The 15,425-nt window shown below is 56.6% G+C and carries 13 protein-coding genes and 1 pseudogene; 9 read left to right on the top strand and 5 right to left on the bottom strand.

Features of this window, described 5'->3' with window-relative positions; all coding sequences use genetic code 11:
- Nucleotides 1-12: 12 nt before the first annotated feature.
- Complete coding sequence (gene viaA / locus QSK07_RS22210) at nucleotides 13-1,473, bottom strand: ATPase RavA stimulator ViaA (protein WP_285723239.1); 1,461 nt, start codon at nucleotides 1,471-1,473, stop codon at nucleotides 13-15.
- Nucleotides 1,470-2,966 (bottom strand): ATPase RavA, encoded by a 1,497-nt coding sequence (ravA, locus tag QSK07_RS22205; RefSeq protein ID WP_285723238.1) that lies wholly within the window; start codon nucleotides 2,964-2,966, stop codon nucleotides 1,470-1,472. Before ravA ends, viaA begins: the two co-directional genes overlap by 4 nt.
- 290 nt (nucleotides 2,967-3,256) lie before the next feature.
- On the opposite strand from ravA, the gene kup reads away from it, so the two are divergent.
- On the top strand, nucleotides 3,257-5,125 hold the full coding sequence (gene kup / locus QSK07_RS22200) for a low affinity potassium transporter Kup (RefSeq protein ID WP_013359553.1): 1,869 nt from the start codon (nucleotides 3,257-3,259) through the stop codon (nucleotides 5,123-5,125).
- A 15-nt stretch (nucleotides 5,126-5,140) separates the two neighbouring features.
- Here the strand turns inward: kup and qseC are convergent, their stop codons facing one another.
- Complete coding sequence (gene qseC / locus QSK07_RS22195; RefSeq protein ID WP_098051966.1) at nucleotides 5,141-6,496, bottom strand: quorum sensing histidine kinase QseC; 1,356 nt, start codon at nucleotides 6,494-6,496, stop codon at nucleotides 5,141-5,143.
- Nucleotides 6,484-7,155, bottom strand: coding sequence for a quorum sensing response regulator transcription factor QseB (gene qseB, locus QSK07_RS22190; RefSeq protein WP_285723237.1), 672 nt, complete (start codon nucleotides 7,153-7,155; stop codon nucleotides 6,484-6,486). Before qseB ends, qseC begins: the two co-directional genes overlap by 13 nt.
- A gap of 162 nt (nucleotides 7,156-7,317) precedes the next feature.
- On the opposite strand from qseB, the gene QSK07_RS22185 reads away from it, so the two are divergent.
- The 7 genes from QSK07_RS22185 to rbsR all read left to right on the top strand — a co-directional run bounded on the left by QSK07_RS22185 (nucleotide 7,318) and on the right by rbsR (nucleotide 13,701).
- Nucleotides 7,318-7,725, top strand: coding sequence for a YgiW/YdeI family stress tolerance OB fold protein (locus QSK07_RS22185; RefSeq protein WP_275222216.1), 408 nt, complete (start codon nucleotides 7,318-7,320; stop codon nucleotides 7,723-7,725).
- A 182-nt stretch (nucleotides 7,726-7,907) separates the two neighbouring features.
- A complete protein-coding gene (rbsD, locus tag QSK07_RS22180) occupies nucleotides 7,908-8,327 on the top strand; it encodes a D-ribose pyranase (protein ID WP_098051969.1) in 420 nt (139 codons plus the stop codon).
- 7 nt (nucleotides 8,328-8,334) lie between these two features.
- Nucleotides 8,335-9,843 (top strand): ribose ABC transporter ATP-binding protein RbsA, encoded by a 1,509-nt coding sequence (gene rbsA, locus QSK07_RS22175; protein ID WP_285723235.1) that lies wholly within the window; start codon nucleotides 8,335-8,337, stop codon nucleotides 9,841-9,843.
- A complete protein-coding gene (gene rbsC, locus QSK07_RS22170; RefSeq protein ID WP_285723234.1) occupies nucleotides 9,840-10,811 on the top strand; it encodes a ribose ABC transporter permease in 972 nt (323 codons plus the stop codon). The genes rbsA and rbsC overlap by 4 nt, the downstream gene beginning before the upstream one ends.
- A gap of 25 nt (nucleotides 10,812-10,836) precedes the next feature.
- Entirely contained in the window at nucleotides 10,837-11,712 is an 876-nt protein-coding gene (gene rbsB / locus QSK07_RS22165) for a ribose ABC transporter substrate-binding protein RbsB (RefSeq protein WP_285723233.1), read from the top strand.
- Between the two features lie 62 nt (nucleotides 11,713-11,774).
- Nucleotides 11,775-12,704 (top strand): ribokinase, encoded by a 930-nt coding sequence (gene rbsK / locus QSK07_RS22160; RefSeq protein WP_285723232.1) that lies wholly within the window; start codon nucleotides 11,775-11,777, stop codon nucleotides 12,702-12,704.
- Nucleotides 12,705-12,708: 4 nt separating this feature from the next.
- Nucleotides 12,709-13,701, top strand: a complete 993-nt coding sequence (gene rbsR / locus QSK07_RS22155; protein ID WP_502921734.1) for a ribose operon transcriptional repressor RbsR — start codon at nucleotides 12,709-12,711, stop codon at nucleotides 13,699-13,701.
- Here the strand turns inward: rbsR and mdtD are convergent.
- Nucleotides 13,698-15,098 (bottom strand): multidrug transporter subunit MdtD, encoded by a 1,401-nt coding sequence (gene mdtD / locus QSK07_RS22150; RefSeq protein ID WP_285723231.1) that lies wholly within the window; start codon nucleotides 15,096-15,098, stop codon nucleotides 13,698-13,700. The two genes, rbsR and mdtD, sit on opposite strands and share 4 nt — an antisense overlap.
- 3 nt (nucleotides 15,099-15,101) lie before the next feature.
- Here mdtD and QSK07_RS22145 point away from each other — a divergent pair.
- Nucleotides 15,102-15,425: pseudogene (locus QSK07_RS22145) on the top strand (hypothetical protein); the annotation flags it as partial.

Here is a 15,425-nt window from a genome sequence, read left to right as displayed (position 1 = left end):
CGGGACAGGCTCTTAACGGCGCCAGTGGCGCAGCAGGCGGCTTTTCATGCCGGTGTCGAAGCGCCAGATATGGTCGAAGATGCGCAGAATGCCTGGTTTCCCGTGGGCCGACATCGCCACCGCGTGAAAACGTTGCTGATTGTGTCGCTGGCGCTTTTTAATCGCCCCGATGACCTCTTCCGGCAGACGCTGGGCAATAAAATCGGAAACGATCACCGCATCGGCTTCCTCCCACAGTACGCCTTCCATTCGGGTGACAACCGAAGAAAGACAGGCGGCCAGATCGGTGCCGCCACGGAAGCGCTGGCTCAGAAAGCGAATCGCCTGCTCCAGCCCGTCGTCACCGGTCAGCTCATAGCCAATTACCTCATGCGCAAACAGCATGATGTAGCAGCGACGGCGATCGGCCAGCGCAACTTTCAGCAGTGCCAGACAGAATGCTTTGGCGCAGCGCTCGTTGAAGCCCCCCATCGAACCGGAGGTATCGACGCAGACGATAAACGGCCCGCGCGGCTGCTCTTCATGCTGCTGGTGGCTGGCAGGGCGCATCGTCACCTTTTCATGCCAGGCATCGCCCTGCAGCTTATAGGTCAGCAGCCGTTTCTCGACCAGCCGCCGGTAAAATTCCAGCTCCAGTTCGCTGATGCTGAGCGCAGCTAACTCCGGCGGTAACAGTCGCAGTACGTCATCGCTCTGATGAATGCCGCTGACCTCTTCCGGCACGGATGCAGGCTCCTGCACCAGATGATGAAAGGCTTCCATCGGGGCATCCTGCGACGGCACCGATTTGGCCTCGCGGCTGCGTCCCAGCTGCTGGGCCAGCTTCAGCAGCTCCGGTTGCTGCGCCAGAAAGTCGCCATATTGCAGCATCAGCTGATAGTCACCAGGCTGGAGTGACGCTTTGCTCATGTCCCACAGCCGGCCCGCGGCGGCTTCATCATCGTCACCGAGAATCGGAGCCAGCTGACCGCTCAGCGCCATGCGCTGCTGCAGTTCCGCCAGCAGGCGTTCGCGCTGCTGCTCCAGCAAATCCTGATTCAGCGTCAGGGTCTGTAAGGTCAGGCTCAGCCGCCAGCGCTGTAAAAAAAGTTGGTGCTGCGCGCTGCTGAGATGGCTGACATCGGTGTGCAGCAGCAGCCGGTTTGCTTCATCCAGAAAAGGAGACGGCAGGCTTTGAAGGGCCTGAAGGGTTGCATTGAGCTGTTGGCTGAATTCACGATCGCTGAGGAGCTGGATGCGCTGAAACAGCTGAAACTCTTCGGCCAGCGTGGCCGGAACCGGCGTGGCTTTGAGTTCAGCACTAATCTCCGCTCGCCAGCGTGGCACATCGCGCAGCAGCGCTTTTTTCAGCCCTGGGAATTTTTCAAAAAACAGCGCCAGCTGTGGCGAGGCCAGCAGGGCAATAATCAGCTCTTCAATCAGTTCGGTCTCACCCACTGAGAGCAGCGTGCTCAGCGTCTCGACTGAGATCATTTACGCGCCTGTTTCAGCTGTTCCGCCACATCCTGCAGGCTGGTTTCCACCCGCGCCAGCCAGTCATCACTGATAAACAAGCAGCGCTGATGCTGGCTGAACAGATGACGCTGCGACCGCAGCTCACTTTCCAGCGCATCCAGCGCATCGGTGATCTCACCGGGCAACGGCTCGCTATTGCTGACGCCAGGCAGGGTCAGACGTGACGATTGCAGGCTCACATCACGGATAGCCAGGCAGTGCTGCGCATCCACCTGTAAATCCAGGCTTTGCGCAAAGCCAATCCCATTGAGCTTGCCGCGAACCTCACCGCCTTTCTGCAGCCACTGATTCAGGGCATCACGCGCAATCGCAATATGGCTTACCTGCATGTCGTGCAGCATCAGCGGCTTTTGCAGCATCAGCGTCAGTTGCTCATCGGTAAAGCTTTCCGGCAGATCGTAATGGGGCTTGCGGCTGAACATGCCGCTATGTCTTTCCAGGATGATCGCCTGCGCGATGCTCTGCTGTTGCTGCAGAGCCAGGCGACGCGCTATTATCTGCTGCAGTTTCAGCAGCATTGGCTGCTGCTGCCAGGCGTGCTGCGTCATCAACTGATCGATTTCCCGTTCCAGCAGCTGCATGGACGCGACGTCGTGCCAGAGGCAATCTTTCAGCAGGATGAGGTCTATCGGGGCAATGGTATTGCGACCGCTGTAGAAGGCGCTGGCCTGCAGCAGATGGATGGCTTTTTTCCAGCGACGATCGGAAATGTAAGGTGCGGCAGGCTGGCTCTCCAGTTGCTGACGCAGCTGATAAATCAGCTCAAAGACGGCATCGGGCAGGCTGACCTGGCTGATGCCGAGCTGCCACTGCGCATACTCTTCATCACTGATGCGCAGGGATTCCGCGACCGGATTGGTGTGCTCATCCTGCTGGTGGGTCAGCATGCTGCGAAAGTTCTGCTTCTCATGCACGTTATCCAGCCACAGGCGGATCAGCATTCGATCATAGAGCGCTTCAAGGCCGCTATCCGCTTCCGGCAGTTCGTTGGAAGCGGTAACCAGCAGCCGCATTGGGATAGTCTCTTCGCTGTCACCATTGCGGAAGCGGCGTTCATTGATAGCGGTCAGCAGGGTATTCAGAATCGCCGGGCCGGCTTTCCAGATCTCATCCAGAAAAACAATCTCAGCGTCGGGCAGATAGCCTTTAGTGAGACGCTGGTAGCGCCCTTCGTCTTTCAGTGCCTGAATGGAGAGCGGGCCAAATACCTCTTCCGGCGTGGAGAAACGGGTCATCAGATATTCAAAGGCGCGGGCGTGCTGAAAGGCATGTTTAAGGCGGCGGGCAATCAGGCTCTTGGCGATGCCTGGCGGTCCCAGCAGAAACACGCTTTCACCGCTCAGCGCGGCCAGCAGGCAAAGGCGAATGGCATGGTGCCGTTCATATAATCCTTTTTCTAACGCATTGCTAAGGCGAGAAATTCTTTCTGCCAAAAGATGGGGTTGAGCCATAATCACATCAATGTCCTTACGATCGTCGGGCCGCCGCGCTTAAGCAAGCGCCTTACTCTATAGATCATCATGCGTGAAAGCGTTGATAGCTGTCAGCTTTTTTGTTTCAGAAGGTTTGCCTGTTTTAAAGTGGTGCCGGATGACAATTTATCGTCTGAAATGACCCCGTTACCCTGACCGCGAGGCGAAGCGGGTATAGGAATTTTCGTTAAACCGTGCATACTGTGCGCTTTTTGATGGCCTGAGCGAGGGGTTTTTGCACCTCTTAGACTCCAACAAAAGATAACTCTATGAGCTCGGATAATAAGCAGTCACTTCGCGGATTAACGCTGGCCGCTATTGGTGTTGTTTACGGGGATATCGGCACCAGTCCGCTGTATACCTTGCGTGAATGTCTCTCCGGACAGTTTGGTTTCGGCGTTGAGCGGGAAGCGGTATTTGGCTTTCTGTCGCTGATTTTCTGGCTGCTGGTGCTGGTGGTCTCACTGAAGTACATCAGTTATGTGATGCGCGCCGACAACGCCGGGGAAGGCGGGATTCTGACCCTGATGTCGCTGGCAGGTCGCCATACGGGTGCCCGCGCCACGGCGGTGCTGGTGATCATGGGCCTGATTGGTGGCAGCTTCTTCTATGGAGAGGTAGTGATCACGCCGGCGATTTCGGTGATGTCCGCCATAGAAGGCCTTGAGATTGCAGCGCCGTCGCTGGATCCCTTTATTGTGCCGATGTCGATTGCGGTGCTGACGCTGCTGTTTGCCATTCAGAAGCATGGCACCGGTATGGTGGGCAAACTCTTCGCGCCCGTAATGCTGGTCTGGTTTCTGGTGCTGGCGATCCTGGGTGTCATGGGCATCATGCGAAACCCGGACGTGCTGCATGCGCTGAATCCTGCCTATGCGGTGGAATTCTTCCTGCACTATAAGTCCGTTTCGTTCTTTGCCCTCGGTGCAGTTGTGCTGGCGATTACCGGGGTCGAGGCGCTTTATGCCGATATGGGTCACTTCGGTAAAGTGCCGATTCGGCTGGCATGGTTCTCGGTGGTGCTGCCGTCGCTGGTGCTGAACTACTTTGGTCAGGGCGCGCTGTTACTCAGCGATCCTAAAGCAATTAAAAACCCTTTCTTCCTGCTGGCCCCGGACTGGGCGCTAATCCCGATGCTGATTCTGGCAACGCTGGCCACCGTTATCGCCTCACAGGCAGTCATCTCCGGCGTCTTCTCGCTGACGCGTCAGGCGGTGCGACTGGGTTATCTGCCAGGGATGCGTATCATCCACACTTCTGAGCGCGAATCGGGCCAGATTTATATTCCGGTGATCAACTGGGTGCTCTACTTCGCCGTGCTGATTGTGATTATCAGCTTTGAGCATTCAAGTAATCTGGCTGCGGCCTACGGTATTGCGGTGACCGGCACCATGGTGCTGACGGCAATGCTCTCCTGCACCGTGGCGGTTAAAAACTGGCACTGGAATAAGCTGGCGGTCGCCGTCATCCTGGTGTTGATGCTCTGCATCGACGTGCCGCTGTTTACCGCCAACCTGGTGAAAATCTTCTCTGGTGGCTGGCTGCCGCTCTGTCTCGGCCTGGTGATGTTTATCATTATGACGACGTGGAAAAGCGAACGTTTCCGTCTGCTGCGCCGTATGCATGAACATGGTAACTCTCTGGAGGCAATGATCGCATCGCTGGAGAAATCGCCGCCGGTTCGCGTGCCGGGCACAGCGGTCTATATGTCGCGTGCCCTGAATGTGATTCCGTTTGCCATGCTGCACAACCTCAAGCACAACAAAGTGTTGCATGAGCGGGTCGTGCTGCTGACGTTGCGCACTGAAGATGCGCCATACGTGCACAACGTGCGTCGTGTCACCATTGAGCAGCTGTCGCCGACCTTCTGGCGGGTGGTGGCAAGCTACGGCTGGCGTGAGACGCCAAACGTCGAGGAGATTTTCCACCGTTGCGGGCTGGAAGGACTCAACTGCCGCATGATGGAGACCTCGTTCTTTATGTCACATGAGTCGCTGATCATCGGCAAACGGCCGTGGTATCTGCGCCTGCGCGGCAAACTCTTCCTGGCGCTGCAGCGCAATGCGCTCCGTGCGCCAGACCAGTTTGAGATCCCGCCAAACCGCGTGATTGAACTCGGCACCCAGGTCGAGATTTGATTGGCAGCGCCCGCCTTACGGGGCGGGCGCTGACCAGCGTAGCGTGACGCACAAGCCGCCGCCGGGTCGCTGGCTGAACGTAACCTGCATCCCATGCAACTGGGCAATATTACGCACTATCGATAATCCCAGCCCGCTCCCGCTCTTCTCCTGACCTGGCGGTCGCCAGAAACGCTCACCGAGCCGTTGCAGGTCGGCAGCACTCAGACCCTCACCGTTATCCTCCACCGACAGGCTGTTTGCCTGCAACCGCACATCGACTTCGCTGCCCGCAGGCGTATAGCGAATGGCGTTATCCAGCAGATTCCGCACCAGCAGCGCCAGTAACAGTGGATGACCCTGAATCTGCGGATCGGCCTCCGCGTGCAGCCGCAGGGTGACGCCGGTTTTATCCGCCAGCGGCAATTGTGCGGCGATCGTCTCCTGCACCGTGCGTTTCAGCGCCACCGGTTCGAAGGCGCTGCGTGCGTCATCGGCTTCAACCCGCGAGAGCGTCAGCAGCTGATCCACCAGCCGCGTAGCGCGGACAATACCGGCATCCAGTTGCTGAAGCGCATGGGTTCGCATCACTTCATCATCCGCGGTCAGCTGGATCACTTCGCTTTGCACCTGCAGCGCGGCCAGTGGACTGCGCAGCTCATGTGCGGCATCGGAGGTAAAGCGTCGTTCACGCTGCATCATGGCGCTGATGCGGCTGAACAGGCCATTCAGCGCGACCATCAGCGGCTGTACCTCTTTCGGCACGCGGTCTGCCTGCAGCGGCGTATCGTCATCAGGCGCGCGCTGCGCCAGCTGCTGCGCCAGCGTCTTCAGCGGTCGCAGTTCAGACCAGACCAGGCCGATCAGCAACAGCAGCATAAACGGCAGCGCGATCAGCCAGGGCAGCATACTGGCTTTCATCAGATCCTGAGTTATGTCGTCGCGGTATTCCGACTCCTGACCGACGACTACCCGGAACTTCTGGTCCGGCGTGGTCAGCCAGACAAACCGCCAGCGATCATCATCATTGGTGAGCTGTCCTTCATGAAATCCCTGATAGTCCGCCTCAAACGGCAGATAGCGGCCATTATCGCCATCATTCATTACCTGCCTTCCGTCACGGGTAAAGACAGCAAAAGCCAGGGCATCGTCATCCTGATCGCCACGATGGTGCCGCAGCATCGCTTTGGTTCGGGGCAAAGTGGTGTTGTCCAGCGAAGAGAAATCCAGCGTGAGCAGACGTTTGGCCAGCAGCATCTGCTGGGTGTCAAACAGTTCATTAAGGGTTTCGCGGGTCTGATGCCAGGCACTCAGGCTGGCACTGGCCCAGCAGATGCCGAGCAGCAGCACGAAACCGATGCCCAGCCGCAAAAACAGGCTCATTGATCGCATTCAGCGGCTCCCAGGGTATATCCGACGCCGTGCAGCGTGCGGATAAACGCGCTGCCCAGCTTTTTACGCAGGTGATGGATATGCACTTCCACCGCATTGCTGGAGACATCAGCATCCCAGCTGTAGAGCTTCTCTTCCAGCTGGGTGCGCGTCAGCACCCGGCCCGGATTGCGCATAAAGAGTTCCAGTAGCGCCAGTTCACGGCTTTTTAACTCAATCGCTTCGCCCTCGCGCTTGACGCTATGGCTGCCGGGGATCAGCACCACGTTACCGTGACGAAGTTCGGGCTGCAGCTGACCGTGACGGCGGCGGATCAGCGCCTGTAAGCGCGCGGCCACTTCGGTTAAGGCAAAGGGTTTGCACAGATAGTCATCGGCCCCCATCTGCAGGCCTTCAACCCGCTGATCGAGCGCATCGCGGGCAGTCAGTATCAGGACCGGAACATCGTTGCCCTGCTGTCGCCACTGCCGCAGGATATCGAGTCCATCGCGTTCGGGCAGAGAAAGGTCCAGGATCACCGCATCCCAGGGCGCGGCCTCCAGCGCGTTACAGCCCGTCTCACCAGACGTAAACCAGTCAACGCTGAAGCCCAGTTTACTCAGCCCCGCTTTGATACCGTCGCCAATTAAGCGATCGTCTTCAATCAGTAAAATACGCATCACGTCTCCCTGTTCCGATAGCGCTTTATACGAAGCAACTTCATCACTGTACAGCTGATTTCGGCGAAAATGGCTTATTTTTCACGCTTAAGAAGCTGTTAAGAACTCTGTGGTCAACTGGGCGTATTCAAACCGAAAACATCACTGAGAAAGGGGTACCCCATGAAAAAGCACGCTGCAATTCTGGCCGTCGTTATGCTGGCTTCCGCCCCGGTTTTTGCTGCACAACAGGGCGGATTTGTTGATCCCAGTGCGCCAGCCGCACAGACGCCTTCAGCATCCGGTCAGGGCGGCTTCAGTGCCGATCACACCAGTGTGGTGACCGTGAAGCAGGCTGAAGAGATGAAAGATGACAGCTGGATCACCGTACGCGGCAAGCTGGAAAAACAGATCGGCAAGGAAGATTATCTGTTCCGCGATCAGACGGGCACCATGAAGGTCGAAATCGACCATAAGCACTGGAACGGCCAGACGATCATGCCCAAAGATAACGTTGAGCTGACGGGTGAACTGGATAAAGATTTCAACAGCATTGAGATGGACGTTAAGCAGGTTAAGAAACTGCCTTAATTCCCCCCTGCCGGGCCGCATTCGCGGCCCTTTTTTCGTCCCATTCCCCGCCTTAATGCAAATTTCCCCCCGCGTGAGCGAAACGTTTCGATAGCGATCACAGATTTCTTCTTTGCCGGTTGAGTTGATGGCGGCTTTTCATACACTCCAGACAGCGAAACGTTTCGCTGTGGAGTGAAAAGATGAAAAAAGGTCGCCTGTTAAACGCTGAACTCTCACATGTGATTGCCCGCCTGGGACACACGGATACGCTGACGATTGCCGATGCAGGTTTGCCGATTCCGGCAGGACCGCAGCGCATCGACTTAGCACTCACGCCGGGTACGCCCGATTTTATGCAGGTGGTTAATGCTGTCGCACTGGAGATGCAGGTAGAGAGCGCCCTGATCGCGGAGGAGATTAAGCAGCATAATCCGCACCTTCATAGCGCGCTCGTCGCCGTGCTCGAAGCCTTGCAACAGCACCAGGGAAATAGCATCACCATCAGCTACACCAGTCATGAACAATTCAAACAACAAACGCAGCGTAGTCAGGCGGTCATTCGCAGCGGAGAGTGTTCTCCGTTTGCGAATGTCATCCTCAGCGCCGGTGTGACCTTCTGAGGCCGCTATGCAACCTTTACTGCAACTCGACGGCATTGAAAAATCCTTTCCGGGCGTAAAAGCCCTGAAGGGGGCGTCGCTGAATGTCCGTGCGGGACGCGTGATGGCGCTGGTGGGCGAGAACGGCGCAGGCAAGTCCACCATGATGAAAGTGCTGACCGGGATCTATCAATATGATGCCGGTACGCTGCGCTGGCTCGGCAAAGAGACCCGTTTCAGTGGACCGAAAGCGTCTCAGGAAGCGGGCATTGGCATCATCCATCAGGAGCTGAACCTGATTCCTCAGTTAACTGTGGCGGAGAATATTTTTCTCGGTCGTGAATATGTGGGGCGTTTTGGCCGTATCCAGTGGCCGCGTATGTATGCCGAAGCCGATGCGCTGCTCAAAAGGCTCAATCTGCGCTTCAACAGCCACAAGCTGGTAGGCGATTTGTCGATTGGCGATCAGCAGATGGTCGAAATTGCCAAAGTGCTGAGCTTTGAGTCGCAGGTCATCATCATGGATGAGCCGACCGATGCGCTGACCGATACCGAAACGCTGTCGCTGTTCCGGGTGATCAACGAACTGAAAGCGCAGGGCTGCGGCATCGTCTATATCTCGCATCGCATGAAAGAGATCTTTGAGATCTGCGATGACGTCACGGTATTCCGCGACGGTCAGTTTATTTCTGAACGTCCGGTCAGCGAGCTGACCGAAGAGAGCCTGATCGAGATGATGGTCGGACGCAAGCTGGAAGATCAATATCCGCATCTTGATCAGGCACCCGGCGACGTGCGTCTAAAAGTAGAAAACATCAGCGGACCGGGCGTGGAAAGTGTCAGCTTCAGTCTTCGCAAAGGCGAAATCCTTGGTATCTCGGGCCTGATGGGCGCGGGCCGTACTGAACTGATGAAGGTGCTCTATGGCGCCCTGCCGCGTCGTGAAGGCGCAATGTGGCTCAATGGCCGGGAAGTGGTGACGCGTTCGCCGCAGGACGGGCTGGCTAACGGTATCGTCTACATCTCGGAAGATCGTAAGCGTGATGGTCTGGTGCTGGGCATGTCAGTGAAAGAGAACATGTCGCTGACGGCGTTAGGCTATTTCAGTCACGGCAGTGGCACGCTGAAACATGCGGCAGAGCAGCTGGCGGTAGGCGATTTTATCCGGCTGTTCAACGTGAAAACGCCTTCTATGGAGCAGCCGATTGGCCTGCTTTCAGGCGGCAACCAGCAGAAAGTGGCGATTGCCCGCGGTCTGATGACCCGTCCTAACGTGCTGATTCTGGACGAACCGACCCGCGGTGTGGATGTCGGTGCGAAGAAAGAGATCTACCAACTGATTAACCAGTTTAAAGCCGAAGGGCTGAGCATCATCCTGGTCTCTTCGGAAATGCCGGAAGTGCTGGGCATGAGCGATCGGATTCTGGTGATGCATGAAGGCCGTATCAGCGGCGAATTTACCCGTGAAGACGCCACTCAGGAAAGCCTGATGGCAGCCGCCGTAGGCAAGCAACACAGCGAGGATTTAGTGGTATGACGACCCAAACTTTACCGGCCAGCCGTCGCTGGTTTAGCAAAAGCTGGCTGCTGGAACAGAAGTCGCTGATTGCGCTGATGGTGCTGATCGCCGTGGTGGCCAGCCAGAGTCCGAACTTCTTTACCGTGGCAAACCTGTTCAACATTCTGCAGCAGACCTCGGTTAACGCCATTATGGCGGTCGGGATGACGCTGGTAATTTTGACCTCCGGTATCGACCTCTCGGTGGGTTCGCTGCTGGCTCTGACGGGCGCGGTGGGTGCATCGCTGGTGGGCATGGAGATTAATGCCCTGGTTGCGGTGGCGGCTTCGCTGGCACTGGGGGCGGCAATCGGTGCCCTGACCGGCACCATTGTGGCGCGCGGCAAGGTTCAGGCCTTTATCGCCACGCTGGTCATGATGCTGCTGCTGCGCGGGGTCACCATGGTCTATACCGACGGCAGCCCGATTAACACCGGCTTCAGTGCCAATGCCGATCTGCTGGGCTGGTTTGGCATTGGTCGCCCGCTGGGTATCCCTGCGCCGGTCTGGCTGATGGCGCTGGTCTTTATTGCCGCCTGGTACATGCTGCAGCACACGCGTCTGGGTCGCTATATCTATGCGCTTGGCGGTAACGAAGCGGCAACGCGTCTCTCAGGCATCAATGTGAATCGCGTCAAAATCATCGTCTATTCACTGAGCGGTATGCTGGCGGCGCTGGCGGGCACCATTGAGGTGGCGCGTCTCTCTTCGGCACAGCCGACAGCGGGTACCGGCTATGAGCTGGATGCGATTGCTGCGGTCGTGTTAGGCGGAACCAGTCTGGCCGGTGGTAAAGGCCGTATTTTCGGCACCCTGATTGGCGCGCTGATCCTCGGCTTTCTGAACAACGGCCTGAACCTGATGGGCGTCTCTTCGTACTACCAGATGATCGTTAAAGCGGTAGTCATCCTGCTGGCGGTGCTGGTGGATAATAAAAGCAGTAAATAACTCTGACCTTACACAGGATAATAAGATGAAAAACTTAACCGCACTGGCCATGATCCTCGGCGCAACGCTCAGTACCAGCGCCATGGCAAAAGATACCATCGCGCTGGTGGTTTCAACCCTGAACAACCCATTCTTTGTTTCTCTGAAAGAGGGTGCTCAGAAAGAAGCGGACAAAATGGGCTATAACCTGGTGGTGCTGGATTCACAGAACAACCCGGCTAAAGAGCTGGCGAACGTGCAGGATCTGACCGTTCGCGGCACTAAGCTGCTGCTGATCAACCCGACTGACTCTGATGCCGTGGGTAACGCAGTGAAGATGGCTAACCAGGCGAACATTCCTGTCATCACGCTGGATCGCGTTGCGGCACAGGGCACCGTGGTCAGCCACGTTGCTTCCGATAACCGCTTCGGCGGTAAAATGGCCGGTGACTTCATCGCCAAAAAAGTCGGCGAAAATGCCAAAATTATTGAGCTGCAGGGCATTGCCGGAACCTCTGCCGCCCGTGAACGTGGCGAAGGCTTCAAACAGGCCGCTGATGCGCATAAATTCCAGATCCTCGCCAGCCAGCCAGCTGACTTTGACCGTACCAAAGGTCTGAACGTCATGCAGAACCTGCTGCAGGCACACCCGGACGTTCAGGCGGTATTCGCTCAGAACGACGAAATGGCGCTGGGTGCGCTGCGTGCGCTGCAGACTGCCGGAAAAACCGGTGTGATCGTGGTGGGTTTTGACGGCACTGCTGATGGCGTGAAAGCCGTAGAAGCTGGCAAACTGTCTGCGACCGTGGCACAGATGCCAGACAAAATTGGCATGATCGGCGTGGACACCGCTGATAAAGTGCTGAAGGGTGAAAAAGTGAAGGCGATCAATCCGGTCGACCTGAAGCTGGTCACTCAATAACTCAAAGAAAAGCAGGGCACCGCGCCACCCTCCCGGTGGCGCACTTATTCCGGACTCCCCTAATGAGCAAAAACGCAAAACTGGCCGTTCTTGGCAGCATTAACGCTGACCACATCCTTAATCTGGCGCACTTCCCTCGTCCCGGTGAAACGGTGATCGGGCAGAATTATCAGGTTGCGTTTGGCGGTAAGGGCGCGAATCAGGCGGTCGCCGCGGGTCGTGCGGGTGCCGATATCGCCTTTATTGGCTGTGTGGGCGCCGACGACATTGGCGAACGTATTTGTGAGCAGCTCGCACAGGACAATATTGATACCACGCCTGTAGAAGTGGTTGAGGGCGAGTCGACCGGTGTGGCGATGATTTTCGTCAACGGTGACGGTGAGAACAATATTGGTATCTACTCCGGGGCAAACGCGGCGCTAACGCCCGATTGCGTGGCGCGTCATCAGCAGGTTATTGCCGATGCCGATGCACTCTTAATGCAGCTGGAATCACCGCTGGAGAGCGTGCTGGCCGCCGCGACATTTGCCCGGCAGCATCAGACGCAGGTTATTCTCAATCCGGCACCCGCTACCCCTCTCTCCGATGAGCTGCTGGCACTGATCGATATTATTACCCCGAATGAAACCGAAGCAGAGAGTCTGACCGGCATTGCGGTTAACAATGATGAAGATGCGGCCCGCGCGGCAGCAGCACTGCATGCGAAAGGCATCGGCACGGTACTGATTACGCTGGGTCGCCGCGGTGTCTGGCTGAGCGAGCAGGGAGACGGTCGGCGTATTGCAGGCTTCAGCGTTAAAGCTATTGATACCATTGCGGCGGGCGACACCTTTAACGGTGCCTTTATTACCGCACGACTGGAGCAGAAGCCGATGTATGACGCGGTGCGATTTGCTCATGCCGCCGCCGCGATTGCTGTTACCCGTTCGGGAGCACAGCCCTCCGTGCCGTGGCGCGCGGAGATCGATGACTTTTTGCAGCAGCAGGGCTAAGCGCTTGAGTACCATGAAAGATGTCGCTCGCCTGGCGGGCGTCTCTACTTCCACTGTCTCGCACGTCATTAATAACAATCGCTTTGTCAGTGAAGGCGTGCGGGAAAAAGTTGAGCAGGCGATACGTCATCTTAACTATGCTCCTTCTGCACTGGCACGCAGTCTGAAAATCAATCAGACGCACACTATCGGTATGCTGCTGACTACCAGCAGTAACCCTTTTTATGCCGAAGTGGTGCGGGGCGTGGAGGAGAGCTGCTATCAGCGTGGCTACAGCCTGATTCTCTGTAATACGGCGGGAGATGAGGAGCGGATGAACCGTAGCCTGGAAACGCTGATGCAGAAGCGTGTCGATGGTTTGCTGATCATGTGTACTGAAAGTCATCTGCCGTCGGCAGACATCCTGAATCGTTATCCCTCTATACCTGCGGTGATGATGGACTGGGCACCGTTTGAGGGTCGCGGTGACATCATTCAGGATAACGCGCTGCTGGGCGGCGAGCTGGCCACTCAGCATCTTATCGACAGCGGCTATACCCGCATCGCCTGTATCGCCGGTCCCCAGGATAAAACCCCGGCCCGTATGCGCCTGGAAGGTTATCGCAACGCCATGACGAAGAGTGGACTGGAGATTTTGCCTGGCTATATCGTGAATGGTGACTTTGAATTTCAGGGTGGCTACAACGGGATGGTCGAGTTGCTGGCGCTGGAAACGCTGCCGGAAGCGGTATTTACCAGTAACGATGCGATGGCAGTGGGTGTTTATCATGCCCTCTATCAGGCTGGCATGCAGGTTCCGCAGCAGATGGCAGTCATGGGATATGACGATATTGAACTGGCGCGCTATCTCACTCCGCCACTGAGTACGATTCACCAGCCCAAAGATGCGCTGGGTGAACTGGCGATAGATACCTTAATTCATCGTCTCAGCGATCCCGACGCCAGCAAGCAAACGCTGGTGCTGACGCCGGAGCTGGTGGTACGTGGCTCAGTTTAACGTTTTTTCTTCCGGTCGCGATTCGTAATCAGATTACGGCCATCGCCGTTTTTCAGCAGCATAAAGGTCAGCGCCGAAAGCACGGTGACGATACCCATGGTCAGGAACGTGGCATGAAACTGTGAAATGGTGCTGGTTTCAAACGCCTGATAGAAGCGTAGTACCGCAGCACTAACGGCCACACCAAAACTGATCGCTAACTGCTGCGTCACGGCCAGCACGCTGTTACCCCCGCTGGCATTATCATCATCCAGGTCGGCCAGAGTAATGGTGTTCATAGCGGTGAACTGCGTAGACATCGCCATGCCGAGAATAAACAGCGGAAGCAACAGCACAAAGATGCTTTCAGCAGGCGACTGCAGAGAGAAGCTGGCGATCAGGATGCCAATAATAGCGGTGATGCCGACCAGCAGGCGGCGGTAGCCCAGCCAGCGTAGCAGCTGTGTCACCGTCGACTTCGCCAGTATTGAACCAATGGCGGTAGGCGCCATCATGCAGCCTGCAATAATAGCTGAATAGCCAAAGCCAACCTGTAACATGAGCGGCATTAAAAAGGGGACGCAGCCGGTACCGAGACGTGATGCAATGTTGCCGCCGATGCCAACCGAGAAGGTCCGGGTTTTAAACATCGGCAGGTTGATGAGTGGCGACGGGTGATTTCGGGCATGCACTATATAGATAAGTAAAAGCACAATGCCGCTGAGTAATATCCCGCCGGCCAGCCAGGCGGAAACAATCCGCTCACCGAACAGCTCAATCCCAATCGAGATCAATACCAGCCCAGCCCCGAACAGTATGAAGCCCAGAAAGTCGAAGCGGCGCCTGGGCGTGGTGAAGTCCGGCATATATTTGCGTGCGTAGATAATGCCGAGAATGCCTATCGGGATATTAATCAGGAAGATCCAGTGCCACGTCGCGTAGGTCACCAGCACACCGCCCAGCATCGGGCCCAGTATCGGGCCAACCAATCCTGGCATGGTGACGAAATTGAGCACCGGCAGCAATTCACTGCGTGGATAGGCGCGTAGCAGCGCCAGTCGTGCGACCGGCATCATCATTGCGCCACCCACGCCCTGTACGATTCGCGATATAACCAGCACCGAAAGCGTCGGTGAGAGCGCACACGCCAGCGAGCCGAGGGTGAACAGCAAAACCGCAATGATAAATACCTTGCGCGTGCCAAAGCGATCGGCGAGCCAGCCGCTGACCGGAATCAGCATCGCGACAGTGAGGGTGTAACTGATAACGGCGGATTGCATGGCCAGGGGAGAACGGTCGAGGCTGGTGGCGATAGCGGGCAAGGCAGTATTCAGTATAGTGGCGTCGAGTGACTGCATGAAAAAGGCCATAGCCGCTATCCATGGCAAACCGGCCATGCTGCGCGAGGATTTTATCATTGAGTGTCCTTCCTGGGGTTATCCTGCGAGAAGAAGCAAAATAATAGCACCCGCATTCCACAACGGCAGGTCTCTTTACAACGTTTGATCGCTGTTTTTGTGCGTTATTCGGCCATGAAACGTCTCTTTTTAAGCCGTTCGTTTAAAAAAGATGCGCTCAGTAAATTAATTCGAAGAAACACTTGTCAGCCTGAGGAAACTCCCTATAATGCGCCTCCATCGACACGGCACACCGGCAACGGGAAACGGGTTGAGAGGCACAGGAGACTGCGCCGCCGGAGAAAAACTTCTGAGAAAGAGGTTGACTCTGCAGGAGGAAAGCGTAAT

This window comes from Pantoea sp. QMID4, from assembly GCF_030270445.1.
GTDB classification, from domain to species: domain Bacteria; phylum Pseudomonadota; class Gammaproteobacteria; order Enterobacterales; family Enterobacteriaceae; genus Pantoea; species Pantoea vagans.
The sequence above is the reverse complement of the archived record's forward strand: the minus strand, read 5'-3'. Positions and strand labels throughout refer to the sequence as shown.

Bases quoted from the DNA above. Each gene is read 5' to 3' on its own strand.
- rbsK (WP_285723232.1), top strand. From the start codon at position 11,775: ATGAGCAAAAACGCAAAACTGGCCGTTCTTGGCAGCATTAACGCTGAC.
- qseC (WP_098051966.1), bottom strand. From the start codon at position 6,496: ATGCGATCAATGAGCCTGTTTTTGCGGCTGGGCATCGGTTTCGTGCTG.
- rbsD (WP_098051969.1), top strand. From the start codon at position 7,908: ATGAAAAAAGGTCGCCTGTTAAACGCTGAACTCTCACATGTGATTGCC.
- qseB (WP_285723237.1), bottom strand. From the start codon at position 7,155: ATGCGTATTTTACTGATTGAAGACGATCGCTTAATTGGCGACGGTATC.
- ravA (WP_285723238.1), bottom strand. From the start codon at position 2,966: ATGGCTCAACCCCATCTTTTGGCAGAAAGAATTTCTCGCCTTAGCAAT.
- rbsB (WP_285723233.1), top strand. From the start codon at position 10,837: ATGAAAAACTTAACCGCACTGGCCATGATCCTCGGCGCAACGCTCAGT.
- kup (WP_013359553.1), top strand. From the start codon at position 3,257: ATGAGCTCGGATAATAAGCAGTCACTTCGCGGATTAACGCTGGCCGCT.
- mdtD (WP_285723231.1), bottom strand. From the start codon at position 15,098: ATGATAAAATCCTCGCGCAGCATGGCCGGTTTGCCATGGATAGCGGCT.
- rbsA (WP_285723235.1), top strand. From the start codon at position 8,335: ATGCAACCTTTACTGCAACTCGACGGCATTGAAAAATCCTTTCCGGGC.
- QSK07_RS22185 (WP_275222216.1), top strand. From the start codon at position 7,318: ATGAAAAAGCACGCTGCAATTCTGGCCGTCGTTATGCTGGCTTCCGCC.
- viaA (WP_285723239.1), bottom strand. From the start codon at position 1,473: ATGATCTCAGTCGAGACGCTGAGCACGCTGCTCTCAGTGGGTGAGACC.
- rbsC (WP_285723234.1), top strand. From the start codon at position 9,840: ATGACGACCCAAACTTTACCGGCCAGCCGTCGCTGGTTTAGCAAAAGC.